The 23,638-nt window shown below is 62.4% G+C and carries 16 protein-coding genes and 4 pseudogenes; 12 read left to right on the plus strand and 8 right to left on the minus strand.

Features of this window, described 5'->3' with window-relative positions; all coding sequences use genetic code 11:
• The first annotated feature begins 483 nt into the window (after nt 1-483).
• The 3 genes and pseudogenes from QFZ33_RS23935 (at nt 484) to QFZ33_RS23945 (ending at nt 2,225) form a co-directional block, all read left to right on the plus strand.
• On the plus strand, nt 484-1,356 hold the full coding sequence (locus tag QFZ33_RS23935; protein WP_373427264.1) for a glycoside hydrolase family 3 C-terminal domain-containing protein: 873 nt from the start codon (nt 484-486) through the stop codon (nt 1,354-1,356).
• Nucleotides 1,329-1,702: pseudogene (locus QFZ33_RS23940) on the plus strand (glycoside hydrolase family 3 protein); the annotation flags it as partial. The gene QFZ33_RS23935 and the pseudogene QFZ33_RS23940, both read left to right, overlap by 28 nt.
• Nucleotides 1,703-1,769: 67 nt before the next feature.
• Nucleotides 1,770-2,225 carry a fibronectin type III-like domain-contianing protein gene (locus QFZ33_RS23945; RefSeq protein ID WP_373427265.1) on the plus strand — a complete coding sequence of 152 codons (456 nt, stop codon included), beginning with the start codon at nt 1,770-1,772 and terminating at the stop codon, nt 2,223-2,225.
• Nucleotides 2,226-2,745: 520 nt separating this feature from the next.
• Here QFZ33_RS23945 and QFZ33_RS11885 read toward each other — a convergent pair.
• Nucleotides 2,746-2,898 carry a hypothetical protein gene (locus QFZ33_RS11885; RefSeq protein WP_307027695.1) on the minus strand — a complete coding sequence of 51 codons (153 nt, stop codon included), beginning with the start codon at nt 2,896-2,898 and terminating at the stop codon, nt 2,746-2,748.
• Nucleotides 2,899-2,989: 91 nt separating this feature from the next.
• Nucleotides 2,990-4,663, minus strand: coding sequence for a PucR family transcriptional regulator (locus QFZ33_RS11890; RefSeq protein WP_307027697.1), 1,674 nt, complete (start codon nt 4,661-4,663; stop codon nt 2,990-2,992).
• A 2,123-nt stretch (nt 4,664-6,786) separates the two neighbouring features.
• Between QFZ33_RS11890 and QFZ33_RS11895 the strand changes: the two genes are divergently transcribed.
• Together QFZ33_RS11895 and QFZ33_RS11900 are read left to right on the plus strand one after the other, a co-directional pair.
• Entirely contained in the window at nt 6,787-7,323 is a 537-nt protein-coding gene (locus QFZ33_RS11895; RefSeq protein WP_307027699.1) for a hypothetical protein, read from the plus strand.
• 189 nt (nt 7,324-7,512) lie between these two features.
• Nucleotides 7,513-9,876, plus strand: coding sequence for a PAS domain-containing hybrid sensor histidine kinase/response regulator (locus tag QFZ33_RS11900; protein WP_307027701.1), 2,364 nt, complete (start codon nt 7,513-7,515; stop codon nt 9,874-9,876).
• Here the strand turns inward: QFZ33_RS11900 and QFZ33_RS23950 are convergent.
• Complete coding sequence (locus QFZ33_RS23950; RefSeq protein ID WP_373427266.1) at nt 9,843-10,349, minus strand: MFS transporter; 507 nt, start codon at nt 10,347-10,349, stop codon at nt 9,843-9,845. The two genes, QFZ33_RS11900 and QFZ33_RS23950, sit on opposite strands and share 34 nt — an antisense overlap.
• Nucleotides 10,350-10,556: 207 nt before the next feature.
• Between QFZ33_RS23950 and QFZ33_RS11905 the strand changes: the two genes are divergently transcribed.
• Nucleotides 10,557-11,453, plus strand: a complete 897-nt coding sequence (locus QFZ33_RS11905; RefSeq protein ID WP_307027703.1) for an AraC family transcriptional regulator — start codon at nt 10,557-10,559, stop codon at nt 11,451-11,453.
• 45 nt (nt 11,454-11,498) lie between these two features.
• Here the strand turns inward: QFZ33_RS11905 and QFZ33_RS11910 are convergent, their stop codons facing one another.
• On the minus strand, nt 11,499-11,870 hold the full coding sequence (locus tag QFZ33_RS11910) for a tautomerase family protein (RefSeq protein ID WP_307027705.1): 372 nt from the start codon (nt 11,868-11,870) through the stop codon (nt 11,499-11,501).
• A 146-nt stretch (nt 11,871-12,016) separates the two neighbouring features.
• Between QFZ33_RS11910 and QFZ33_RS11915 the strand changes: the two are divergent.
• Nucleotides 12,017-12,406 (plus strand): annotated as a pseudogene (locus tag QFZ33_RS11915) (IS21 family transposase); the annotation flags it as partial.
• Between the two features lie 27 nt (nt 12,407-12,433).
• Here QFZ33_RS11915 and QFZ33_RS11920 read toward each other — a convergent pair.
• A pseudogene (locus QFZ33_RS11920) lies at nt 12,434-13,789 on the minus strand (IS256 family transposase).
• A 58-nt stretch (nt 13,790-13,847) separates the two neighbouring features.
• Between QFZ33_RS11920 and QFZ33_RS11925 the strand changes: the two are divergent.
• Together QFZ33_RS11925 and QFZ33_RS24075 are read left to right on the plus strand one after the other, a co-directional pair.
• Nucleotides 13,848-14,199, plus strand: a pseudogene (locus QFZ33_RS11925) (IS21 family transposase); the annotation flags it as partial.
• 1,095 nt (nt 14,200-15,294) lie between these two features.
• A complete protein-coding gene (locus QFZ33_RS24075; RefSeq protein WP_444861226.1) occupies nt 15,295-15,666 on the plus strand; it encodes a response regulator transcription factor in 372 nt (123 codons plus the stop codon).
• A gap of 37 nt (nt 15,667-15,703) precedes the next feature.
• On the opposite strand, the gene QFZ33_RS11935 is transcribed toward QFZ33_RS24075, so the two are convergent.
• From QFZ33_RS11935 to QFZ33_RS11945, 3 genes are all read right to left on the minus strand, one after another.
• Nucleotides 15,704-16,618, minus strand: coding sequence for a LysR substrate-binding domain-containing protein (locus tag QFZ33_RS11935; RefSeq protein ID WP_307027708.1), 915 nt, complete (start codon nt 16,616-16,618; stop codon nt 15,704-15,706).
• Nucleotides 16,619-16,826: 208 nt separating this feature from the next.
• The gene (locus tag QFZ33_RS11940) at nt 16,827-18,218 is read right to left on the minus strand and encodes an MFS transporter (protein WP_307027709.1); all 1,392 of its coding nucleotides are present in this window, start codon (nt 18,216-18,218) and stop codon (nt 16,827-16,829) included.
• Between the two features lie 383 nt (nt 18,219-18,601).
• Nucleotides 18,602-20,413 carry a helix-turn-helix domain-containing protein gene (locus QFZ33_RS11945; protein ID WP_307027712.1) on the minus strand — a complete coding sequence of 604 codons (1,812 nt, stop codon included), beginning with the start codon at nt 20,411-20,413 and terminating at the stop codon, nt 18,602-18,604.
• Between the two features lie 167 nt (nt 20,414-20,580).
• On the opposite strand from QFZ33_RS11945, the gene QFZ33_RS11950 reads away from it, so the two are divergent.
• The 3 genes from QFZ33_RS11950 (at nt 20,581) to QFZ33_RS11960 (ending at nt 23,624) form a co-directional block, all read left to right on the plus strand.
• Nucleotides 20,581-21,315: a 3-hydroxyacyl-CoA dehydrogenase family protein gene (locus tag QFZ33_RS11950; RefSeq protein ID WP_307027714.1), complete on the plus strand. Its 735-nt coding sequence runs from the start codon at nt 20,581-20,583 to the stop codon at nt 21,313-21,315.
• On the plus strand, nt 21,228-21,515 hold the full coding sequence (locus QFZ33_RS11955) for a 3-hydroxyacyl-CoA dehydrogenase family protein (protein ID WP_307031780.1): 288 nt from the start codon (nt 21,228-21,230) through the stop codon (nt 21,513-21,515). Before QFZ33_RS11950 ends, QFZ33_RS11955 begins: the two co-directional genes overlap by 88 nt.
• Before the next feature lie 87 nt (nt 21,516-21,602).
• Nucleotides 21,603-23,624 carry an acetoacetate--CoA ligase gene (locus QFZ33_RS11960; protein ID WP_307027716.1) on the plus strand — a complete coding sequence of 674 codons (2,022 nt, stop codon included), beginning with the start codon at nt 21,603-21,605 and terminating at the stop codon, nt 23,622-23,624.
• Nucleotides 23,625-23,638 lie beyond the last annotated feature (14 nt).

Genomic DNA, 23,638 nt, shown 5'->3' on the forward strand with positions numbered 1-23,638 from the left:
CCAGTTCGGCTCCCGCGTACAGCAATTATGGCCGACAGCCGTCCATATCCATCGCATCCTGCGTGGCCAACGCCACGACAGGTCAGCACACAGCGGGCAGAACCCTCGCATGTCATCGCTGTTCGCCGGGCGGTCCGGCCCGCAGTTCCATGGACCAACGGAAACCCCAACAGCCTACGACAGGAGAATTGTCCTGCCATCCAAACCCAACCATTGGAAATGAACCAGAAACATGACCCGAACCCAACCCTTGAGCAACTCGACAACAGCCGCGTCCAAGCGGCCCCTCAGCAGTCCAGTCCTGGACTGGAACGAACTTGCGCTCGGCGAGAACGTCATAATCGTCGACCGGACGGGACATCTCACATTTCCTGCGTCGGCATACCGCGCATAATCCAAACGTTCTGAGTAAGGGAAATTCCTGGCCTTCGGTTTCGTTTTCGTAGCAGGACGCGCTCCGCACGGGCCTCCGGGGTCCGCTCTGTGGAGGCCGCCGACACCCGCCAGGACTTCAAAATGCCGGGCCCGGTGGGCCATTGGGGCACGAAGCTGCTCGCCGCCGTCGAAGATGGCCGCGTCAGCCGGGAGGCGATCGCGGAAAAGGTCACCCGCATCCTGCGGCTCGCCGCCAGGGTGGGTTCGCTCGACGGCTTTGAGCCGGCCATCGCATTCCCCACGGAACTCGACGGGGCCCAGGTGGCCCGCGAGGTGGCGGTTCGCGGCGCGGTGCTGGTCCGCAACGAGGGCGGCCTGCTTCCGCTCGACGCCAGGGCGCTCGGCAGCGTGGCCGTCATCGGGCACAACGCCGAGGAAGCATGCACGCAGGGCGGCGGCAGCGCCACTGTCATGCCCAAGTACAACGTGTCCCCCTGGAGGGGCTGCGCAAGGCACTGCCCGACGGCGTCACGTCACCTACGCCCGCGGCGCCAAGGTGGCCGAGGGGCTGCAGCCGTTCGCCCGCCAGCCCTGCACAACCCGGTCAGCGGCGTGCCCGGAATGCGGGTCACCTTCCTGGCCGCCGACGGAACGGAGATCTCCGGTGAGGACCGGCTTGCTTCCCACCTGATCTGGTTCGGCGTCGGCATTCCGGAGGGCACGGCGGCCATCCGCATGCAGACCGAGTGGACGGCCGAAACCGCCGGCGTCCGGCACCTTGGCGTGGGAACGGTGGGCCACATCACCGTTTCCATCGATGGCACCGAGGTCTTTAACGGCGAACTGGAGGACGACACCGATGTCCTGGGCGCCGCGCTGTTCGACCCGCCCCAGACATCCACTCCTTCGAGGCCACGGCCGGCCAGCGGTTCGCCATCGACGCCCTGTACCGGTTGCCGCAGCAGCAGGAAATTCCGCTGACGGCCATCCTGCTCGGCGAGGAAGCCATCGTCGCCGACCCCCAGGCCGAGACCCGGGCCGCCGTCGAGGCGGCCCGGACGGCCGACGTTGCCGTCGTAGTGGTGGGCACCAACGCCGCCATCGAATCCGAGGGCTTTGACCGCAAGGACCTTGACCTCCCCGGCCACCAGAACGAGCTCGTCGAAGCCGTGGCGGCGGTCAATCCGCGCACCGTCGTGGTGGTCAACTCCGATCACCGGTGCTGATGCCGTGGCTGGACAGGGTCGGCTCGGTGCTGCTGGGTTGGTTCGGCGGGCAGGAGTTTGGCACCGCCGTGGCGGACATCCTGCTGGGCAAGGAAGAGCCAGGCGGCCGGCTGCCCACCACCTGGCCGGCCGCGCTCGGGGACGTTCCCGTCCTGAACACCACACCGGTTGACGGCAAGGTTGGTCTACAGCGAGGGCGTCCACGTCGGCTACCGCGCCTGGCTCAAGCAGCAGTCCGCGGGCGGCGCCGCGCCGCTGCTGCCGTTCGGTTTCGGTCTGGGCTACACGACGTTCGAGCTCGGCACAGCGCACGCGCCGCAGTCCGTTCCGGCTGGCCAGACAGACACCATTGAAGTGCGGATCCCGGCCCGCGCCTTTGAACATTACGACGGCGGATGGCAGGTCGAGCCCGGCTCCTTGCGACTGCTGGTGGGCCGGAACGTGGCCGACGACTTCCAGACGCTGGAAATCGAGGTCCGCTACCCCTCAACTACCTTGGAGTTTTCGTCCCGACATCGCGGGTTAGACTGCCGTTTGGGCCCAACATCTCTCCAAAAACTCCGCCTCAAGGTCAACGATGGCCGGGCTGGGTCCCCTTCGGGGCCCAGCCCGGCTTCTTTGTAGTAGCCGCGGATGTGGGCCTGCAAGCTCGGGCGATGGCTTAGGTGTGGATCTGTTATCCGGGGGAGATCCCAAGAAAATCGTTCTCCTGGCTTACGCCAGGGCGGCAGGTGCGACGTGGGTTGTCACGGTTTGGTGTCCGTAGACCATTTTCAGGAAGCATTCTCACGGCTGATTCTTGCTCCTTCCGCATGGCTTTCGCCAGCAAATCCGGTGATACGAGTGACAGCCACCCGTACGGGGGTTAGCCTTTGGCCCTCGGAAAACGTATACCTCTCCAAGGAACGGAAGCATCGCGTAACTCCTGCAAATCACCTCTACTTCAAATCGCCAATAGGCGTGGTTCCGTCAAGCCCTGCGGGTGGAGACGTCAGGTTGGGGGTGTAATTCAACGTGACGCCCCTCTGCTGGGTAGTGGGAATCCTCAGTTGTGTACTGAGCCGCCATGTGAATCGCAGTGCTTTGACCGTGCCTATTCGTCAGCGCATGTGTCGCCCGATGTCGGCTGCGCCTTGAGTTCGCTCTAGAGTGCGCGGGCGTCGAGCTGCAGCATCTGACCCACCTTCTCTTCGAGGGTCATCTTCTGCAGAAGGTTCTCCACCCGTTCCGAAACGGGGAGGGGGGGATTGGTGAAGCGGGCCGTGCTGAGCTCGACGTCAGCGTGTGCGGATGTCATCGGCCCGAAGCAGGTCCACGATGAAGTTGACCCTTTTGCGGTGGAGGGTGACGGTCGGCACGTTATCTGCAGCTTCTGCAAGAGGGGTTGGTCAGCTGCCGTCCCCCAGCAGTTCGAATAGTTTGAGCGCCAGGGAGATCTCCAGGCCGTTGATGCGTTTCGTGCCCCGCCCCGCCTCAAACCGCCCCACTCGCTGCCGCACTGTGTTCCGGTGGAGGCCAAGCAGCTCGGCTGTCTTCGAGACGTTCTCGCCGCTCGCGTAGAAGGTTGCAAGGGTTTCACGGAGTGCCGCGTTTGGTTCCCCTGGCAGTGCGACGTCGCCCAGTACCTCCCTGGTCCAGATGAGCGCGCTCTTCGTATCGTGCATGATGAGCGATAGGAACCCCACGTCTGGGTCACCAAACGCCACCAGCCGCTCCTCGCGGTAGCGCTGCGCGCCGAGGGCCACGAGTCTGGCCTTCGCCGCTTGTTCGTGACTCCGTCGGAAGCCCGCGACCCCGCTGCCGGGCGCGCCCATCGCGACGCGAATATTCTGTGCATCCGAAGCAGCGAACGCTGAGATACGGCGCATCACCTCTGTGCTAACTTCCGCGGACGGCATCGCCGCCCACGCCCACGCGGTCGACCGGTCTGAGGCGGTGATCAGGGGCGGTTTCGACGAGTGCACGATCGACGCCATTCGCCGCAGCAGCTGATCGATCCGTTGCTGGTCCTCTGTGTCGGGGGTGCCGAACTCAAACCACGCGATGAACGCAACGTGATTCTGTTCGAGCGAGTACTTCGTCTTTGCTTCGAATCCCGCCGCCGAGATCGCCTCGTCGCGCAGCACCTTCATCACCGCGGCGGCATTCGTCACCGCGCGCGTTGTCCACCACCGCTGCTGCTCTGCGACGTGCACTTCGGTGACGTATTGCAGAATCCAATCGATGTAGTTGTGGGTCACGTCGGTGACGACCCGCACGAGGTTCATCTGGACGTCTTTGTCTTTGAGCTGCAGTTGGTCAACGGCGTCGATGACTCGGCGCACGAGCATGGACTGCCCAAGGTAGTAGGCACGGGTGAGCGAGCCGAGCGGCACATCGCGCTGGGCGAGCCGCATGGCATACTCCACCGCTCCCGTGCTGGGCTGGATCGAATCAGTACCGATGTCATTCGTGAGAATATGGCCCAGGGTCCAGACGTTTCCGTCGATGCTCGCATGCAGCATTTCGATGAGTTGGGGGTCTTGATCCAAGCCGGATACACGAGTTGAGAGCAGCTCTGTCATGTCGTCGACGATTCGTGGACCCATTTCTTGCAGTTTGCGCCCCGCTTGCGCCACGAGCTCGCGCATCTGCTGATCACCGTCCGTGAATCCTGGTGTGGTCAAGGTATGGAGACCTCCCTTCTTCCTGCGGCATGGTGAGTCAAGTACCGGAGCGCGCGCTGCGCCGAGTTGTATCCGCCCATGCCGTGGATGCCGGGCCCGGGCGGCGTTGCTGCGGAGCACAGGTAGACGCCGGGTACGCCTCAGCTTGGGGCCGAGGAGAAACTGCAGTGGTGATTTGGCGCCGGTGAGAATATCGCCGCCAACGAAGTTCGGATTCTCGGCCGAGGTCTGGGCCGGAGTGCGCACGCTCAGCCCGACGACCCGGTCCCGGAACCCGGGAGCAAAGCGCTCGATCTGGGCGATGATGTGCTCAGTCGCGTCCCCCGCGTAGCCATTCGGCACATGGGCATAGGCGTAGATCGGAACGATCGAGCCGTTCGCTCCACCAGTTAGCACACGCGCGCCTAGCATATTCGGTGAAGCATGATTGGGTCTGTTCTGAGGTGGAGGGTTCTGTGCCCTAGGTGCTGGGGTTTCAGCCACACGATAGTTCCGTCGTCGTTGAGAGTGTCAACGGTCGCAGGTGTCAGGTTTCCCCTCCTGTCAACGATTATGACGTTATCGCCGATCGTGAGCTCATTCCAGTCTAAGACGGGGCTGCTGAGGGGACGTCTATACGCGCCCACTGTCGAGTTGCTCGAAGGTTGGGTCCAAGTCATGATTTCCGGTTCATTTCGTATGGTTGGGTCGGCGGGGGGGCGGGAGGATGAGTTTTTCCGGCTGTAGTCGGTTGCGGATTCCGCTTGGTCCATGACATAGCGATGCCCGACGGCCCAGCCAAAAAGCGATGAAATGCGATGGGTTCGCGCGCAAGGCTGCAATGGAAAAGAGTCCTGGTGCCGACTGTAAGGACGCTGCGGTGGTGGCGCCAGTCATTCACGGACCGATTCCCAGCTGTACAGGGTTATCGGCTGGGAAAATTCAGCCTGCGCCTCGTACTGATGAAGGGCGGTGGGAGGGTCGATTGTGAGCGGCTCCGTTGCGACGAACTCGACTGCGCCGTTACTCGGAGGGCTTGGTGGATTCTGACGGGGACCAAAGGGGGTGTGTCAATTGGGGAGAGTCGGTGTCGAGTCCGTCGATGCGCCGCATTCGGGAAGGTGTTGGTCTCCGGCACGCGGAGTGCCCTCGACTACCAAAACTTCATAGGACAGCGTTGCCATTCGTGTGTTGCTCCGTTCCAGATCAGTGGAATTGGTCTTGTAATAATCACACGGTGTATGCCTATTACACAAGACTCCTGCCAGCGCATTTTTGCTCTTAGCCCTGCTTGCAGCGAGCACCGTCAGTACTGATCAGCATCGGGGACCCTGACTGCGAGCGGAGGATGAAGTTATACCTACTGCCGCATTGGTGAGCGTTCAAGACATTCGTGGTTTACCGTTATCTTCCTGTTGGCATGGACAGGGTGAGGAACTACGACCGCTCTGGACCGCATGCGGCAACGCAGGCAGGCGCCCATAGCGGTGGGTAATTGAAGTTCCTGTTTGGGTGAGCACTGGGCTTCTCCTTCTCTCTTCGTGTTGGCTTTGCTGCTTCTTCATGGTGGGTCCGGGGGAGTGCGACATGACTTGTACCGAGTTGTTCGGGAATCGGTTCCGTTGGACTCCCTCGGATGCTCTGGGGCGCATTACCGTGGCCGACTGAGAGATTGCATTGCCGTGCATGTGGCTCATGAAGCTCACGCCGCCTTTCATCCCTGCGTCTTTGGTTTTCGCGTCGTTGCCTGCTCATGGGTACCTACGGCGTCTGCTGCATGATCCGGTGGACGTTTCTTGGCGCGACGTAAGGAAGTGAGGTGTCCGCTGGCTGGTCTTTCATACTCCTTCATGGCCAACCTGCTGGATGACTCCCGCCGTCGCCGGGTGCCGGGAACAAGCGCGAAAAGTCAGGTTGAAATCCAGGACGTTCGCAACATAGCGTCACCACTACGGAATAGAACCCCTAACTGCCAGACCGGCTCCGAGGAAAAGGGAGTTCTGGACTTGTGACATTTCACGTACAACAGCAGAGGCGCTTTAGGTACGGGCAGTTACAGTACGCAACGAGTCGTAGACAACTGCCGGGCAAGGCCGGCAGCCGGCGAGGTCACCCAACCCAGGGGCTCCCCTAGCTACCCAACCCTCCTCCAATACCATCCGGAGATGTTGCTATCCGCCATGGTCGACAGCATTCGGCCTCTCGTCAGCCTTTCTCACAGCCTGCGGCCGATGGAACACGGTGCAAACGGGATAACAAACTCCTCAGCGTCGAAGGCGCCACGCTCAACCCTGCATCGTGGTTAGACCCCCTCAGAGAATCCGCACATAGTCCGAAGCAGTTTCTTGTGCGATGATGCAGCAAAGTCCTGTCCTGGGAGGGGATTCAACCGGGGGCTGTGCTCCCTCTGGACTTGTTGGCGTTCTCGCTGGGGGATCGCTTGGGGGTGCTGTCTGGCGTGTCCATTGGGGACCGGGCGCGCGGAGGCAGCTGTGGAAGGGACGCGTGTGTTTCCGTTCTCCGGTCTCAGGAAACGTAGGGTGTCGGTCAGTGGCGGCAGTATGGGATTGCCGTGGCTGGTTCCGGGTGGCGCGGTGCTGGTTGCCGTGTTGGCCGTCTTTTTTGTTGGCAACAGCGGCTCGCCCCATGCGATGGCGGTGGGAGATTTTGCCATTCTCGCCTCGTCCATCGTTGCCGCGATAAGCTGCGGGCGTGCGGCGGCGGCCGGTGCGGCCAACGGCAGGGCGTGGGCCTTTATGGCGGCGGCGGCGGGTACGTACGCCGCCGGGATGGCGGTCTGGACGTTCTACGGGCTGACGTTGAACCATGCCTATCCTTTTCCGTCGCTGGCCGACGCGGGGTTCCTGGGGTTCTACGTTCCGGCGGCGATCGCGCTGTTCTCGTTCAGGCGGCCGGGAGCCACGCAGGTGGCTTTGTGGCGGACTGTGCTGGATGCCGCTGTGATCGCCGTGTCGGGTGTTGATCGTCAGCTGGTATGTCGTGCTGGGCCCTGTATTAACGGTCCGGGGTGTGGATCTTCTGGCCACGTTGACGGGTTATGCCTACCCGGTCGCTGACATCCTGGTGACGTCATCGGTGCTTGTTCTTGCGATGCGCCGGCAGCCGGGGGAGCGGATGCCGTGGCTGTGCTTTGGCAGCGGCCTGCTCATCCTGACGGTGACAGACAGTATCTATGTCAGGATGACTTTTAAGGGTGTATCGGGAGCAACGGCTCACCTCTGGCGCTGGGATGGATCACGGCATTTTTGTTGATCGCGCTGGCGCCGCTGACGCCTCAGGGGCAAACGGTCCGTCCCGAATCAAGGGTGTACGCACTGGCTCTGGAGCTGTTGCCCTACCTGCCGGTCATTGGCGCCGTTTTGGTGTTCGCCGGCCCACATGTGCATGAGCTGGACCCGTTCCTGGTGGTCGCGGGTACGGCCGGGCTGGTGCTTGTGCTGGCACGCCAGATGCTGATCATTTTCGAGAATAACCGCCTCACGACCGGCCTGGAGCGTGACGTCGTTGCCCGGACCAAGGAGCTGGAGGGCCTGGCCGCGATTGTGAATTCATCGGCGGACGCGATTATTGGACTGAACCCGGAAGGGGTCGTTACCAGCTGGAATCCTGGGGCGGAAAAACTGTACGGATACAGCGCAGCAGATGTGATTGGGACGGATGTCGGGTTCCTTCTTCCGGAGCATCGTCGGCCAGGAAAGCTGCGGGCTCTGGCCGCTATCGCTGAGGGTCTGGGTTCGAGGAGCTATGAGAGTGAATTCCTGCGTCAAGACGGCAGCCTGGTTCCCGTTTCCCTTACCATTTCCCCGATCCGTGGTGCCAAGGGCCTCAGCGGCATCGCGACGATCGCCCAGGACATCACGCAGCGCAAGGCGGCCGAGCAGGAGCTGCAGGCGGCGCGCGAAGCAGCGCTGGAATCCAGCCGGCTGAAGTCCGAATTCCTGGCCACGATGAGCCATGAAATCCGCACTCCCATGAACGGCGTCATTGGCCTCACTTCGCTGTTGATGGAAACACCTTTGGATGAGACGCAAAGGCAATACGCCGAGGGGATCAAGGGCGCCGGGGAAGCCCTCGTTGCCCTGATCAACGACATTCTTGACTTCTCGAAGCTGGAAGCGGGCAAGGTCGATCTGGATGTGAGGCCCTTTGACGTTCGGCTCCTGGTTGAGGAAGCCGCGGGTCTGCTCGCGGAGCCGGCCCAGGCTAAGGGTCTGGAGCTGACCGCCTTCTGCGCGCCGGAGGTTCCGGCGAGGCTGAGCGGCGATGCCGGCCGGATCCGGCAGATCCTGCTGAACCTGGCGACGAACGCCGTGAAGTTCACGGAGGCTGGGGAAGTTGCCATCCAGGTAACCTCAGCCGAGGACGGCGTGGGCAGGGCCATGGTCACTTTCGAGGTGCGTGATACGGGTATTGGCATCGACCCCTCCGATCAGTCCCGGCTTTTCCAGTCCTTCATCCAGGCGGACGCCTCTACCACGCGCCGCTACGGGGGGACAGGCCTGGGCCTGGCCATCTGCAGCCGCCTGACCGAAGCGATGGGTGGAACGATCGGACTGGACAGCATGCCGGGCGAAGGCAGCACGTTCTGGTTCAGCCTGCCCCTGCCCGTCGCCGAACGAACGCCGCCTTGCCCGGCTCCGGAGGCGCTCACCGGTCTGCGTGTGTTGGTCGTGGATGACAACGCCACCAACCGCCTTATTTTGGAATCCCAGCTGCGCAGCTGGCAGTTGCGGCCCGACACGGCGGCGGACGCCCGGGCGGCCCTCAGCCGTGCCAAGGAAGCGGCCGGGACTGCGGACCCGTACGAGATCGCCGTCCTTGACCTGTGCATGCCAGACATGGACGGACTCGAGATCGCCCGCGCCATGACGGCCGACCCCGCACTGGCATCCATCCGCATAATCCTGCTGACCTCAACCAGGCGGATCGATAAGGACCAGTTCACCGCCGCCGGAGTCCGGGAGTGGCTGATGAAACCGGTGCGCAGCTCTGAGTTCTACAACCGGCTCATCCGCCTCATAGCCTCACCGAACCCGGTGGCCAAAGCCCATACCCCCGCCGTTGCAGGTCCTCCCCAGGAGCAAGGCGTTGCTGCGCGGGGACGCATTCTGGTCGTGGAGGACAATGAAGTCAACCAGCTCGTCGCCCAGGGCATGGTCAGCAGGCTCGGGTTCGCCGTCGATCTGGCCTCCAACGGAGCAGAAGCAGTAGCCGCAACAGCGGCGACCGAGTACGCGGCCGTGTTGATGGACTGCCACATGCCCGTCATGGACGGCTACGAAGCCACCAGACTCATCCGGCGCAGGGACACCGGCGCCGCCCGCATCCCGATCGTGGCCATGACGGCCGGAGCGCTGGACGGGGACCGGGAGAGGTGCCTGGCAGCGGGCATGGACGACTACCTCGCCAAACCGGTCGATCTAGGGCAACTCGCGGCGTTGCTCGAACGTTGGGCCCCGGGGACACCTACCCCCCGGACCGGCAGCATGTCCCTGGACCCTGACCGCCTGGCCGTTCTGCGCGATCTGGGACCCGATGACGGGCACGGGCTGCTGCCGGCGATGCCCGAGGCCTTTCAACGGGACCTGCCGGGAGGGCCGCGAGAATGATGAAGATTTCGACGGTGGGAAAGGCCGCGACCGTTGTCAGGGCCGCTGATCCGAGTGCGCCCACTGCCATGCCGACCACCGGGGACACGCTGTTGACGAGCGGAGCCTTTGCAGGAGCCAGATCCGTCAGCCCTGGCCGCCAATGCTGCCGTGCCCGCACCCGTCGCCAGCCCTTGGATTGCTCGTGCCGTAATCAGTTCCGCTGCATTTCCGGCAAAAATGAACAAGATCATCGCTGCGAGTTGAATGGCCAGAGCATCAATAATGACGGTGCGTCGGCCCACGTGGTCGGACAGAGCCCCGACGATCAAGAGTGCCAGCAATCGCGTACGCCGCGAAGATGATCGTGACCAGCAGCGCTGACAGGTGCAGCGACGAATGATAGATCGCGTAGAGCGGTGTCGGCGCGCTCGAGGCCGCGGAGATGGCCGCCTACAGGACGAAGGCAGCCCTGGGGTCAAGACGGCGGACACGACGTTGGTGGGCTGTGCCGGGAGAACTTAACGCTCCTAAGGCCTGGCTTGAAACATCCGTGGACATCATCCCTCTTTCATAAAGCAAGCGTTTTGCTTTACTCAGCGTAAGACATTCAAGTGTTAAAGCAATATTTTTGCGTTAGACTTATTTAATGACACCTTTGATGGCTCTCGCCCGGGGGCAGTGAAGAAATGAGGCGCGCTGTGGTTGAAGCACAGTCCGACAACATGTGGAAGCGACAGGTAGGAGGCGAACTTGTCTCTTCGATAGTCGCGGAAAGCGCCAGCGCCAACGTAGAGATCATTCGTCGGAGGTCCAAAGGTCCGATCAGTTGGAGTTTCCAACAGCCACGCCCCGCACTGTTCTGGTTTCGCAGCGGTGTGGAAAGTCTGCACCTCGTCATCGACGGGGAAAAGGTCGACAACAAGGTCAATCCCAGGCACGATCTCGGCCTGATACCAGCGGTTCACCAAGTCGTCGGTGAATTCGAGGTCAGCGAATACGTCGACTATGTGGTCGCATTTCTTGACGTCAATAGGCTCGACCACGACCTTCCGGGGGTCTTCTCTCGGGCGGTTGTTGGTTTCGGTCATCCGAGCATTCGTCGAAGTCTTGCCGGACTAGCCTCCGAGGCCGTCCATCAGGATCCTTACTTCGACTTGTACGCCGAGGGTTGGGCGCTGCAAACCCTGGCGCAGCTCGCCCGGATGAGCAGAACATCGCCTCGCCGGGGAGACGAGTACTTCGGCGGATTGAGTGCTCTCAATCTTCGCGTCGTCCGGGAGTTCGTGAGTGCTCACCGTGCGGAGTCGCTGACCGTCGCCAAATTGGCCGCGTTGTGCGACCTGAGCCCGCGACATTTCCTGCGTGCGTTCAAGCAGAGCACGGGGCTGTCGCCGATGCGATATATCATCGAGACGAGAACCGAAGAGGCGAAGCGACGCCTCGCGGGCTCGAACGCGAGCGTCACGACGATTGCCTGGGAGAGCGGTTTCACCCATTCGCAGCATTTCACGACACGGTTCAAGAAAGAGACGGGAATGTCGCCGAGCGAATTTCGACTACTCGCCCGCGGTGAACGCGAAGACAGGGCCTTGTGAGGAGTAGCGATAGCAACCTCCTCACAAGGACCTGTCTCAGTTCATCTACACGATCGGCGGCTCAGGCAGCGGTACCCCTCCGCGGAGCGTGAACTTTGCCGGGTATTCGGCCACCAGCAGCTCGATGTTGTCTTCGGAGGTGTCCGTGATTTTCGCCCATGTCGCACTGACCGCAGCCAGGAGTCGGTTGATTGCCTCGTCGCTACGCCCCTTGCGGATGTGGCAGAAGATCAGGGTGTCATCGGTTGACTGCCCTGACCTGTAGGTGCTTTCGGCAGGGAGGTCGGCAAACGTCACACTGATCAGGTCCGTCGGTGACTTGATGACGTTGCGAACCTCTGTGGTGATCTCCTCGGCGAGTCGGGCTTTCGTCTCAAGAGATAGGCCTGCACGATTCTTGCAGTCGATTACGGGCATGTGGGTAATCCTTTCGGGTCTTGGAACCACTCCACGATAGGATTTTCGTCCGCCATTTTCTTCCGCGGAACCGCCGCGAAATACGCGACCGCGACATGACTGGTGGTTCGCGTCACGCTGCTACCTGGCGGGCAGACGGTCACGGGAAGATCGAGGAATGGATCGAAGCCTCCAAGGGCCGGATCCGGGCTGATAGGGCGCATGAGAAGCTCCTCGCCCTGGGTTACATGGGTTCGGAGCGCTCCACCCGCCGGACGATCGCGCAGGTTAAGGCCGCGTGGCGGCTGGGCCACACGCGCGTTCACCGGCCGTGGATCACCGAGCCGGGGATGTGGTTGCAGTACGACTTCGGTGACGGGCCCCGGATCGGCGGGGTGAAGACGATCCTGTTCGTGGCGTGGCTGGCGTTCTCCCGGTTCCGGATCGTGATCCCGTTGCGGGACAGGACCGCGCCGAGCGTGTTCGCCGCCCTGGACCGGTGCTTCCGGATCCTGGGCGGGGCACCGACGTATGTGCTGACGGAGAGCTTGTCAACTTATTTGTGTAAGTGGTCAAAGTCTTTTTTAGGTCAGGTAGGGTTCGAGTCGTTCGGGGTAGGTGATGCTCAGGACTCCCAGGGCCTGGATCCAGCAGGGGGTGGCTGAGCCTTCGACGAGATGGTTTTCTGCTGATTCCTTCTCAGTGGTCCTGCTCTTGCGGCGTTCCCTGGCGCGTTTATCTTCGATGTTGCAGATCGCCAGAGGAGCTTCACGGCGGCCTGGTCGTTGGGGAAATGGCCGCAGTTCTTGATGATCTTGCGCAGCTGGTAGTTCAGGGACTCGGTCGCGTTGGTTGTGTAGATGACCTTGCGCAGCGCCGGCGGGAAGGCCAGGAAGGGAATGAACCGTTCCCACGCGTTTTCCCAGGTTTTGACCGCGGCCGGGTACTTTCGCCCGAGTTCTCCGGCGGCGAAGTCCTCGCGGGCGGACACGGCCGCCTCGATGGTGGGGGGCGGTGTAGATGAAGCGCAGGCAGGCGGCGACTTTTTCCGGTCCCCGTAGGCGACAAAACGCATGGAGGAGCGGCTCAGGTGCACCACGCAGGTTTGCACGGTGGTGTTGGCCCAGGTCGCCTGGATCGCCTCGGGGAACCCCGTCAGCCCGTCACAGCAGGCGATCAGCACGTCTTTGATGCCGCGGTTGGCGAGCTCGGCGCAGACGCCGGCCCAGAACTTCGCCCCCCTCGGTGGCCTGGATTCAGACCCCGAGCACGTGTTTGACGCCCTCGAGATCCACGCCCACGGCGATGTGGGCAGCCTTGTTCTTCACCTGGTGTCCGTCCCGGATTTTCACGACGGTCACGTCCAGGTACAGGATCGGGTAAATGGGGTCCAGAGGCCGGGACTGCCAGGCCAGGACCTCTTCGAGGACGTCGTCGGTGATCTTGGAAATCGTCTCTCGCGAGAGTTCGGTGCCGACCGTGGACTCCAGATGGTGGGCGATGTCCCGGATCGTCATGCCGCCGGCGTAGAGGCTGATGATCATGTCATCAAGGCCGCCGGTACGCCGTGAGCCCCTGGGAACCAGCTGCGGGGAGAAGGTGCCCGCCCGGTCCCGGGGCACGGCCAGGCCGACGTCTCCAACCGTGGACGCCACCGTTTTGGGGTAGCTGCCGTTGCGGGAGTTCGGCAGCACCCGGGCGGCGGGATCACCCTTTTCATAGCCCAGGTGCTCGCTGAGCTCGGTCTGCAGGCCCCGTTCCAGCACGGCCTCGATCATCAGGTTCAGGAACCCGTCCTTGCCATCGATCTGCAGCCGGCCGGCAACTATCTGCTCCATCAGCTCGTCAGAGGCGCCCGAGGCCTGGAAGGCCTCCATGTCCCCGGCCGCAGCGACCCTGTCGGCGAGCTCCGCGCTGAGCTCCTCATGGGAATCAATCATGGACAAGTGTTCTCCAATCACACGAAGACCGGAACCCCTACACAAACCATCTGACACCCTCCTGACGGACAACGAGAAAACCGTGACAACAGCCATGTTGCGCGTCCCGGTCCGGAACCAGCAGACCCTGGACTTCGCCCGGCGCTACGGGATCACCGTGCTGACCTGCCAGCCCGCGGACCCGGCCAGCAAGGGCGGGGTTGAAGCTTCGGTGAAACTCGCAAAGGCCGACCTCGTGCCGAAGGACACCAACCTCCGCGGCGACTACGCCACCTTCGCCGAACTCCCAAGCAGCGTGCCAGGCGTTCATGGACGAGGTAAACAATCGTGAGCACCGGGTGACCCGGCGCAAACCCGTGGCGATGCTCGCCGAGGAAGCCTCACGGTTGCACCGGATCCCGGACACCGCCCCCTCGCCGCTGCGCTCGTCCGTGCTGGGCTACCTCTCCACAGCGTCGGGGCATAACCATAGCGCCCAAACCCAGTTGGAGATGGCCTGGCGAACAAGCAACCCGGAACGGGACCCGGCGGCCGCCGCGCAGGTGGCCCAACGCTTGGTTCTGCACGGGGTGGCGTCCTGGGACGGCCCCCTCATCACCCGCTGGGCGGAGCAGGCCATGTCCCTCACGAAGCCGGGCACTCCGGCCAACATCGAATCGGAGGCCATCTACGGGCTGGGTCTGTACGCACAGGGCCGGTTGGCGGAAGCCGAGGCCTCCTATAACCGGGCCTTCGAGCACGCATCCGAGAACGCCCAGAAGCAGCGCGTGCAGATGGGTGCTGGGTGGCTGGCCCTGCGCCTGGACGACGCCGAGACAGCACTTGTGAATTTCGAAGCGGCAGCCCCGACTGAGTACCGGGGCGGATCCCTGCGAATCTCCCTGTGGGCCGAGGCATGGTTGGCCCGCACCCACCTCGTGCTCGGTAACTGGGATGCGGCCGCCGCTACCGTTGCCCGCGCTTCGGTGCGGCTCGAGACTTCGCGGATGCCACTGATCCGCCCGTTGTTGTACTGGACCGCCGCTGAACTATGGTCCATGCGCGGCGACTGGGACCAGGCGCGATACCACGTCTCCCAGGGGGCCGTGCAGCCCGGCACCTATCGGGCGATGCAGGTCCCCGCCAGCCTGGCCCGCGCGCGTTTCCATGAGGCGCGCCCGGACTACGAAAGCGCTTTGGCCGTGCTGCAGCCTCTGACGGAGCTGGACCCTTGGACAGACGTCAGGGTGTCCTTCTGGCCCTGGCAGGACACCTACGTTAACGCCCTCGTCATGACTGACCAGCTTGACATGGCGGACTCGTTCCTCAGCGCCTTCGAGCAGGTACGGCGAGAACGGGCAATACCATCAGACTTGGCGCGGATGGCGTGGGCCAGGGGCCGGCTCGTGGCCGCCCAAGGGGATCCCGATACCGCCCGCGAGCACTTCGAAGCGGCGCTGGGGCATTTGCGCGGGCTTAACCGGCCATATCTGCGGGCTCGAGTGAGCTTTGCGTTCGGGCAGAGCATGCGACGGGCTGGCAAAAGGCGCCTGGCCTCCTCAGTGCTTCGGGTGGCAAGGGATCTCTACGATTCCCTGGGCGCGGCTACTTATGTGGACAGATGCGACCGGGAGCTGAAGGCGACAGGTCTTGACGTTGGCAACCTGCCCGACCCTTCTGGCGCCGTGCTCGCTGCCGTAACGCGTCCGCAGGTCCAGCTCACGGCCAAGGAGCAGGCCGTGGCCGAACTCGTAGCGGCCGGGGCCACCAACAAGGAGGCTGCGCGCGCCCTGTTTTTGGCCGAGAAGACTGTGCAGTACCATCTAATCCGCATCTACGGGAAGCTGGGGATCCGCTCCCGCAGTGAACTTGCGGCACGGTTCCGCCTCACGGACTGAGGACACGAGTCACCTGCCATAGGGCGGCGCCTCATCGTCATAGGGAACCGGGAGGGGTGGGAGCAGGATTAGGGAGTCCTGCAGTCGCAGCGCGAACGACGTCGAGAAAACTTTGGAGCAGCGCTGACCGGTCGTCACGCCGCCAAGCGACGGCCAGCTCCACCTCGGGGGCTTCTTCGATATCGCGATAGACCACGCCCTCAAGCTGAAGGGCGCGGATGCTGGCTGGAATGATGGCAATACCACCACCGGCAGCCACAAATGAGAGCATCGTGGGGGTCTCACTGATCACTTGGGCGATCCGTGGCTGGAAACCGGCCGGGCGGCAGATGCCTGCGGTGGTTCGGTAGAGCACCGACTCCGGCGGGTAGGCGACAAACTCCTGGTCTTGAAGTTCGCGCACGGCCAATGGTCGGTCTACGGCAAGAGCGCTGAAGGAGGGTAACGCTACGATCAGCGGCTCGCGCCTCACAACGTGGTAATCGATCTCCTGGGATGCGAGGGGCGGGCGCAGCAGCGCCGCGTCGAGGGTGCCATCCCGAAGTCCTGCCTCCATAGCCGGGGTAAGCATCTCGCCGTGCAGCTCGAGCGATAGCCCCGGAAGTACCTGCTTGGCGCGGCGGACGATCGGGGGCATAACCCCGTATGTAGCCGAGCCGGAGAAGCCCACACGCAGCACACCGGCCGCGCCCTGCCCAACCTGGTAGACATCGGCGCGGAGCGTTCCGACCGCGTTGACGATCTGCCGCCCCCGGTTCAGCAATTCCTGTCCGGCTGCGGTGAGTTCTACCCTGCGTGTAGTGCGATTCAGCAACCGCACACCCAGCTGTTCCTCCAGCTGACGGATTTGCTGGGACAGGGGCGGCTGGGCCATGTGCAGGCGTTTGGCGGCACGGCCAAAGTGGCGTTCCTCCGCAACGGCAATAAAGTAGTTGAGCTGCCTGATCTCCATTGGTAAAGCCGTTCCTCCGTGTGGCGCCTCCGGTCCGATGCCGAACACCATTGATTCACGGAGTTAGTCCACTAATAAATGCATCAGACATAATGGCGGGAGCGGCAGGCTAGCGGGGACCGGCAGCAGCCGGCCGGTTGCCTAGGCCTGTCCTGGACACTGTGTTCCTGGATCATGGCTCACCTGGGCAACGGCCGGCAGCTCCGGGTCAGAGGCGGACTGGAGGAGCGCTGCTGAGGTCCCCTTCCGTGGAGTGCTCCACGATTTCCTCGGCCCTGTGCCCGGCTTCTTCCAGCTTGCGCTGGTGGGGGACCAAAACCGTTACGATCGCACCCAGCAGGGCGACGCCGCCATAGATATAGAACGCGGTAGCCCCGCCGATTCCTGCAGCAGCCAACCAGCCGCCGATGATTGGGCCCAAAATACCGCCCAGGCGGCCCACACTCGCACACCAGGCCACCCCGGCCGCCCTGGCGTTGGTGGTGAAGTAGTTGGACTGGAACCCGTAAACCAGCACCTGGGTGCCGAGGGTGCCCACTCCGGCGATGGCGATGCACAGGAACAACATCGGCAGAGGGAAGCCGAAAGTCATAAGCACCAGGGTGATAGTGGCCAGCACGAAGGTGCCCGCAATGACCCGCTGAGGGCCCGCCTTGTCAGCGAAGCGCGAGAGCAGCAAACCTCCCGCCACAGCGCCGAGGTTCAACGCCAAGGGGAAGAACAGGGCGTACGTTCGCCCGTAGCCGTATCCCTCCATGATTTTCGGCAGCCACGTGTTCAAGCCGTAGGTCAGCAGCAGGCCCGAGAAAGACATCAAACCCAGAAGAACAGAAGCCACGGCGAACTGTTTGGAGAACACAGCCGCGAAGCCGGTCTTCTGCGGGGCGGCGCCTATCTGCCGAATGACCTGTTCTTCAATGAGCGAAACGCCGGTCCGCTGCGCAGCAGCCTGGGCCTCCTCCTCACGGCCGCGGGCCAGCAGCCAGCGCGGGGACTCTGGGAGCTTGAACCAAGCGATGGGCAGGAGCAGGACGAGGGGGAGGGCGCCGATCATGAAGAGTCCGCGCCATCCGATGTTATTGAGGAGCATAATGCCCATGACGGAGGCGAACACGCCGCCGGCGGGGACACCGGAGTAGACGATCGCGTTGTAGAACTGACGCCGGCCGGCCGGCGCAAATTCAGCCATGGTGGCGCCTGCGGTGGCAAGGATGATGCCGAGGCCCACGCCGGTGATGAAGCGCATGGCGCCGAAGGCCGTGACGGTAGTGGTCAGGGCCGTGATGAACATGCCTGCCGAGAACCAGGCGATGCCCAGGAGTATGAGTCGGCGGCGGCCGAAAAAGTCGCCGACCGCGCCGCAGATCAGCGACCCGACCAACACGCCAACAAGCGCCCACGAGCCCAAGAGGCCAGCTGCGGCGGCATCGAAGGCGCCAATCTGACTTGGGTCGGCAAGCAGTCCCGGCAGGACGGTGCCGTATACGACAAGGTCGTAGCCATCGAATAAAAGTGCGGCGCAGATGACGAAGGCCACCCAGTTTGCGGTGCGCGCCTCTTTGCGCGGGTCTTCGGCGATGACGGTTTGGGGCTGAGCCATATGCCTGTCCTCTCTGACGGAGCATGGAAGAAGTGCCGTGGGGTGAACCTGTGTCCCCTGCCTTGGCCCAGTGTCTGCAGTGCGTCGCTCGCGTTAAGGGAACGCATGTAAGTCCTTTCATACCGAATATCGGCGAGCATCACGGCTTCAGCGTTGAAACTACGCAATGCGGGTTGGAAGGCAAGATGTGTGCAGTGATGTGACTCACATAAGGTTAGCCATTCTTGGCTCCAAACTTGAGGTGTATTCTCTACACCGTTGAACGGCGGAGGTGTCAATAACCTACATCGACAGTGGGGTCGGAGCTAAAAGCCTTACGGCGCGGCTCCATCACTGGTGCCGCTGCTTTCCCTGTGGCCCTGCCGGATAAAAACATCAGGTACTTATGCTTTGCCTTCGCTTCGGGTCAGCATGCTCAACTGGGCGGCGAGCTGCAGGGGCAGAGCCCTGGGGGGCTCCTGCCAGTCCGGTCCGATCACGGAACTGATCCGGTTCAGGCGTTTGACCAACGTATTGAGGTGCACGTGCAGGGCTTCTGACGTCTTGGTTAGATTGGTTGAATTGTTGAAGTATGCGGCGAGGGTCTGCACGAGGTCGGAGTTCCGTTGTGCGTCGTAGTCGAGCAACGGCCCCAGCGTCTCGGTGAGGAATTGTTGCAGATCGTCCCCGCGGTCGGGGTCGAAGGCCAAGGCATAGACACCCAGCTGACTTGCAGAAACGGCCCGGTCTTCGATGCCGAGGCGGCGAAGGATTTTGATGCACCTTGATGCGATCTCGAAAGGGCGTTGCAGACTTTGGTGAGTGGCTTGCACGGCAGCTGCACTGACGATGACTGGCGCCCTCAGGCTTGCGCGAAGCGACCGATGCACTGCTGCCGTCGCCTTGTTGACGTCCTGGGTGTCCAGAACCATCGTGGCTTTTCCCTGATGAAGGCCCACCAGCGCGGGCCATTCTCCAGCCACGGTATGGAGTTGGCGAACGAGCGCGCCAGGCTGAATAACCTCGCAGGCAACGATTACCACGGCATTGACCCGACCTGCCGGCAGGCCCCGCGAGTTGGCCCGCGCGAGGAGCTCGGCACTGTAGGGCCGCAAGGAGGTGATCACATCGGCCAGCAACTCGCCCCGGACGCGCTCTTGCGCTTCCACCAGTGCATTCTGTTTCAGGGTCAAGAGTGCCAGGATCTGTCCGGCCCGCTCCAGAGCGCGCTGCTCTGCGTCGAATAAATGGGATGGGGCCGATTGCACCACAAGCCCAAGATAGGCATCACCGGCCAGGATGGGGGCGATAGTGTGGTGCGCGCCAGCGGAGTCGGTGGAGGTCACGCAGCGGCCACTCCGACGGCTGTCTTCCAGTGTCGAGGCGAGATCCTTCGAAGGAAAGGAGGGCTGCTCGTCTGCCGCGCTGGTGTTGACCACGAGCTGATTGTCACGGTCGTAGATCGCAACAGTGCCTCCTAACGAGGCTGCCAAAAGTTCGGCAACTTCCCCGGCCCCGCCGCCTGTCAACACGACTCTTGTCAGGGCGTCGTGCATATGTTCAGAGCGTTCGATCGTTGCGTATGCGTCACGAAGGTCAGCCAAGGCGCGTTTGCTTTCCTCATATAGCCGTGCGTTTTGAAGCGCCACAGCCGCGTGATCGGCAAAGGCGCTGAGCAGGGCTACCTCGTCGATACCGAAGGGTCGTTCGATACGGTCGGCTGCGTAGAGTATCCCAAAGACCTCCTGGCCCTTCCGGAGCGGCACCCCTAGCAGCGCCATTATGCCTTCGGCCCGCAGGACTCTGTCGAAGTCCGCGTCATGGACCAGGGAATCGTCGGCGAGATAGTTCTTTACCCACACCGCCGCTTGTGTCTGAACAACCCGGCCGCCGACACCGGTGTTCGCCGGGACGTGTGCCGAGCGAAAGGCCGGCGACAGCGAACCGTCCACCGCGCGCAAGGTCAGTGCCGTTCTGCCTTCATCGAAAACAGAAAGGTAGGTGACGTCTGTTCCGATAAGGTCGCGGGCGTGCCGCACGATCGAAGCCAGCACGGTATCGACATCGACCAACGCTGTGAGGGAGCGGGCGGTCGCATACAAACTGTGCAGTTCGCGTTCACGCCGATGCTGGTGGTCAGCGCTGCTGGTAGCGGCTGATGAGGCATCCACTGTGCGCACCGGCTGCTCGGCCCGTGGTGTTTCTGACTCTCTCATGTGGCTATGGTAGCAAGGTCACTGTTGTTATTTACCACCCTATTTATTCAATGGTGGCAAAAGAAACCATCGTAATTGCGATCAGGATTTAGTAGTGTGACTCAAACAACAGTGCACTGCTATTCGTTTTGGCCAGCTGTACGTGACCTGAAGGACTGCAAAGTCGCATGATCCAGTCGGAAAATTTTGAGTTGCCCGAGCCAATCTCAGATCTGAACGTGCTTGTCATGGGTGCGGGCCTGATGGGCCACTCGATTGCCGGAGTCTTCGCCGGGGCCGGTGCGTCGGTGACGGTACACGATGTCGATCCGAGGGCTTTGGAAGCAGTGCCGGAGAAGCTTGGCAAGCAGCTCGTAACCGTGGGCGCCGACCCTGCAGCCGCCAACCGGGTTCGCCTGGCGGCAACGCTTGAGGCAGTTGCTCCTGGCATTCATCTGGTCATCGAGGCCGTGGCCGAGGTCCTTGACGTAAAACAGGAACTCTTCGCACGGCTGGGGACGTTGCTTCCGCATGCGGTACTGGCAACGAATACTTCTGTGTTCAAAATTGGCGAAGTGGCGCGCCATACCTCTCACCCGGAACGGGTGCTTGGCACACATTGGTGGAACCCGCCGCACCTGATTCCTCTCGTGGAGGTCGTGCACGGGGACAGTACCAACCCCGCCGTCGCTGATTCAGTCGCCCGGCTATTGGGCAGTGTCGGCAAGGTCCCGGTCCACGTACGCAAGGACACGCCAGGGTTTATCGGCAACCGACTACAGCATGGCTTGAGGCGCTGTCGCTCGTCGAAGCCGGAGTATGCGACGCGGAGACGATCGACCTCGTGGTCCGCAACAGCTTTGGGCTGCGACTGCCGGTCATGGGACCGATGGAAAATGCCGACTATGTGGGGCTGGACCTGACGGCAGCCGTGCACAACTACCTCTTTCCTACCCTGAACAATGACTCTAAGGCTTCTCTCGTGGTGACGGCATTGATCGAAGCCGGTCACCTCGGCGCCAAGACTGGATCCGGGCTGCTGCAGTGGGACAGTAACGCCCGGGCTGCCGCCGCAGAACGCTTGGAGCAGCATCTGCTTAAGCCCGTCTCCGGACCGAGCTAGGGCACTGCCTCTTGTTTTCGCCGCCGCGCTCTGCCCGGCGGCGCTTTCTCCTAACCGATTTTCTTCGTTGAAAGGTGACCTCGACCTATGGTCCACGTACTTCCGCCGGTCACACAACCGGCTCCGCTCTGGACGCCGGACCCGGCCACCGCTGGGCAGTCCACGCTTGCCAGCTTTACCGATTTCGTGAACGACCGCTATCAGGTGGGTTTCGCAGACCCATTGGATTACGACGCGCTGTGGAGGTGGTCCACGAATAACATCGAACAGTTTTGGGAGGCGGTTTGGAAGTTTTTCAAGATCGACTCTGCCACTGAATACACGTCTGTGCTGACCGCGCAGAGAATGCCAGGGGCTGAATGGTTTCCCGGGTCAACCGTGAACTTCGCCCAGCATGCTCTGACCAATGGGCACGACAGTAAAGATGCACTGGTCTGTATCAAAGAGGATGGTCGCAAGGAAAGCGTGACCTGGGATGAGCTGCGCGTGCGTGTCGGAGCCTTGGCACATACGCTGCGAACTCTCGGAGTCAGCCGGGGCGACCGGGTCGTCGGTTATCTGCCTCCTGGCCAGCACGCCGTGATTGGGCTATTAGCCACGGCATCCATAGGAGCGATTTGGGCACAATGCGCGCAGGATTTCGCCGCCACCGCTGTAATAGACCGGTTTGAGCAGCTTGGGCCTGTCGTGCTGCTCGCCGCAGATGGGTACTCCTACAACGGAAGAACGTACGACCGGCGGGAAGAAGTCGAAAAAGTTCGTGCTGGTTTGACTTCGGTCCGCCACACGATTGTAGTGGATCACCTTCTTCCGGGGGCGTTCGATGGCTCCTTGACCGGTTCGTCGATGATCGGCTGGGAACAGGCGGTCGCGAATGCTGCCCGGCTGCGGTTCGAGAAGGTGCCCTTCGACCAGCCGCTGTGGGTATTGTTCTCCTCTGGGACGACCGGCCTTCCCAAAGGAATCGTCCACAGCCACGGGGGCGTCATGCTGGGCCTGCTGTCACTGACCGGCCTTCATATGGACCTGCGGGCCGACGACACGCTGTTCTGGTATACGTCCACGAACTGGATGATGTGGAACGTGGTGGTTTCGTCGTTACTCACGGGAGCTACGGCCGTGATCTACGACGGCAGCCCGACCTATCCGGACTGCAACCGGCTGTGGCAAATCGCCGACCAGTTCAACGTCACCTTCATGGGCACAAGCCCCGGACACCTCCAGGCCTCCGCCCGAGCCAACGTCGAGCCGGGCGCCGACTTCGATCTCAGCCAGCTGCGCACTATCGGATCGACGGGATCAACCCTTCCCGCGAGTTGCTACCACTGGGTGCACGAACATGTCGGAGCCCACATCCAACTCTCGTCGACGACTGGCGGAACCGATGCAGTCACCGCTTTTGCCTGCAGCGCCCCCACGACCCCGGTATGGCCCGGGGAACTGAGCGCCCGAAGCCTTGGCGTGGCCCTTGAGTCATGGAATAGCTCAGGGACTCCTGTCATCGGCGAAGTTGGGGAACTTATTATCACCAAACCCATTCCGTCCATGCCGGTGTTCTTCTGGAACGACCGAAGCGGGGAACGGTACCGGGACGCTTATTTCGCTACATTCCCGGGGGTATGGCGGCACGGTGACTGGGTCACTGTCACCGATTACGGCAGCGTGATCATGCACGGCCGATCCGACTCCACGCTTAATCGCCACGGCGTCCGCCTGGGAAGCTCAGAGATCTACCAAGCAGTCGAAAAGCTGCCCCAGATCCAGGATTCGCTGATCGTCGGAGTCGACGAAAACGAGGGCGGATACTGGATGCCCCTGTTCGTCGTGCTGTCACCTGATGCCGACCTCGACGACGACCTGCGGGAAACGATCATCACGAGCATCCGCACCAACGCCTCTCCGCGCCATACGCCAGACGAGATCATTGCCGTCCCGTCTCTGCCGCACACTCGAACCGGCAAGAAGATCGAAGTGCCCGTCAAGCGCATTCTTCAGGGTGCAGACCGGGACCACGTCCTGAGCCTTGATGCGATCGATGACCCGCTATCAGTAACGCAGTTCGTCGAAATTGCACGCACCCGCAGGGCTGCGCGACTCCAGATGCCGTGACCATCCTCGGCATG

This window comes from Arthrobacter globiformis, assembly GCF_030815865.1.
GTDB lineage: Bacteria > Actinomycetota > Actinomycetes > Actinomycetales > Micrococcaceae > Arthrobacter > Arthrobacter globiformis_B.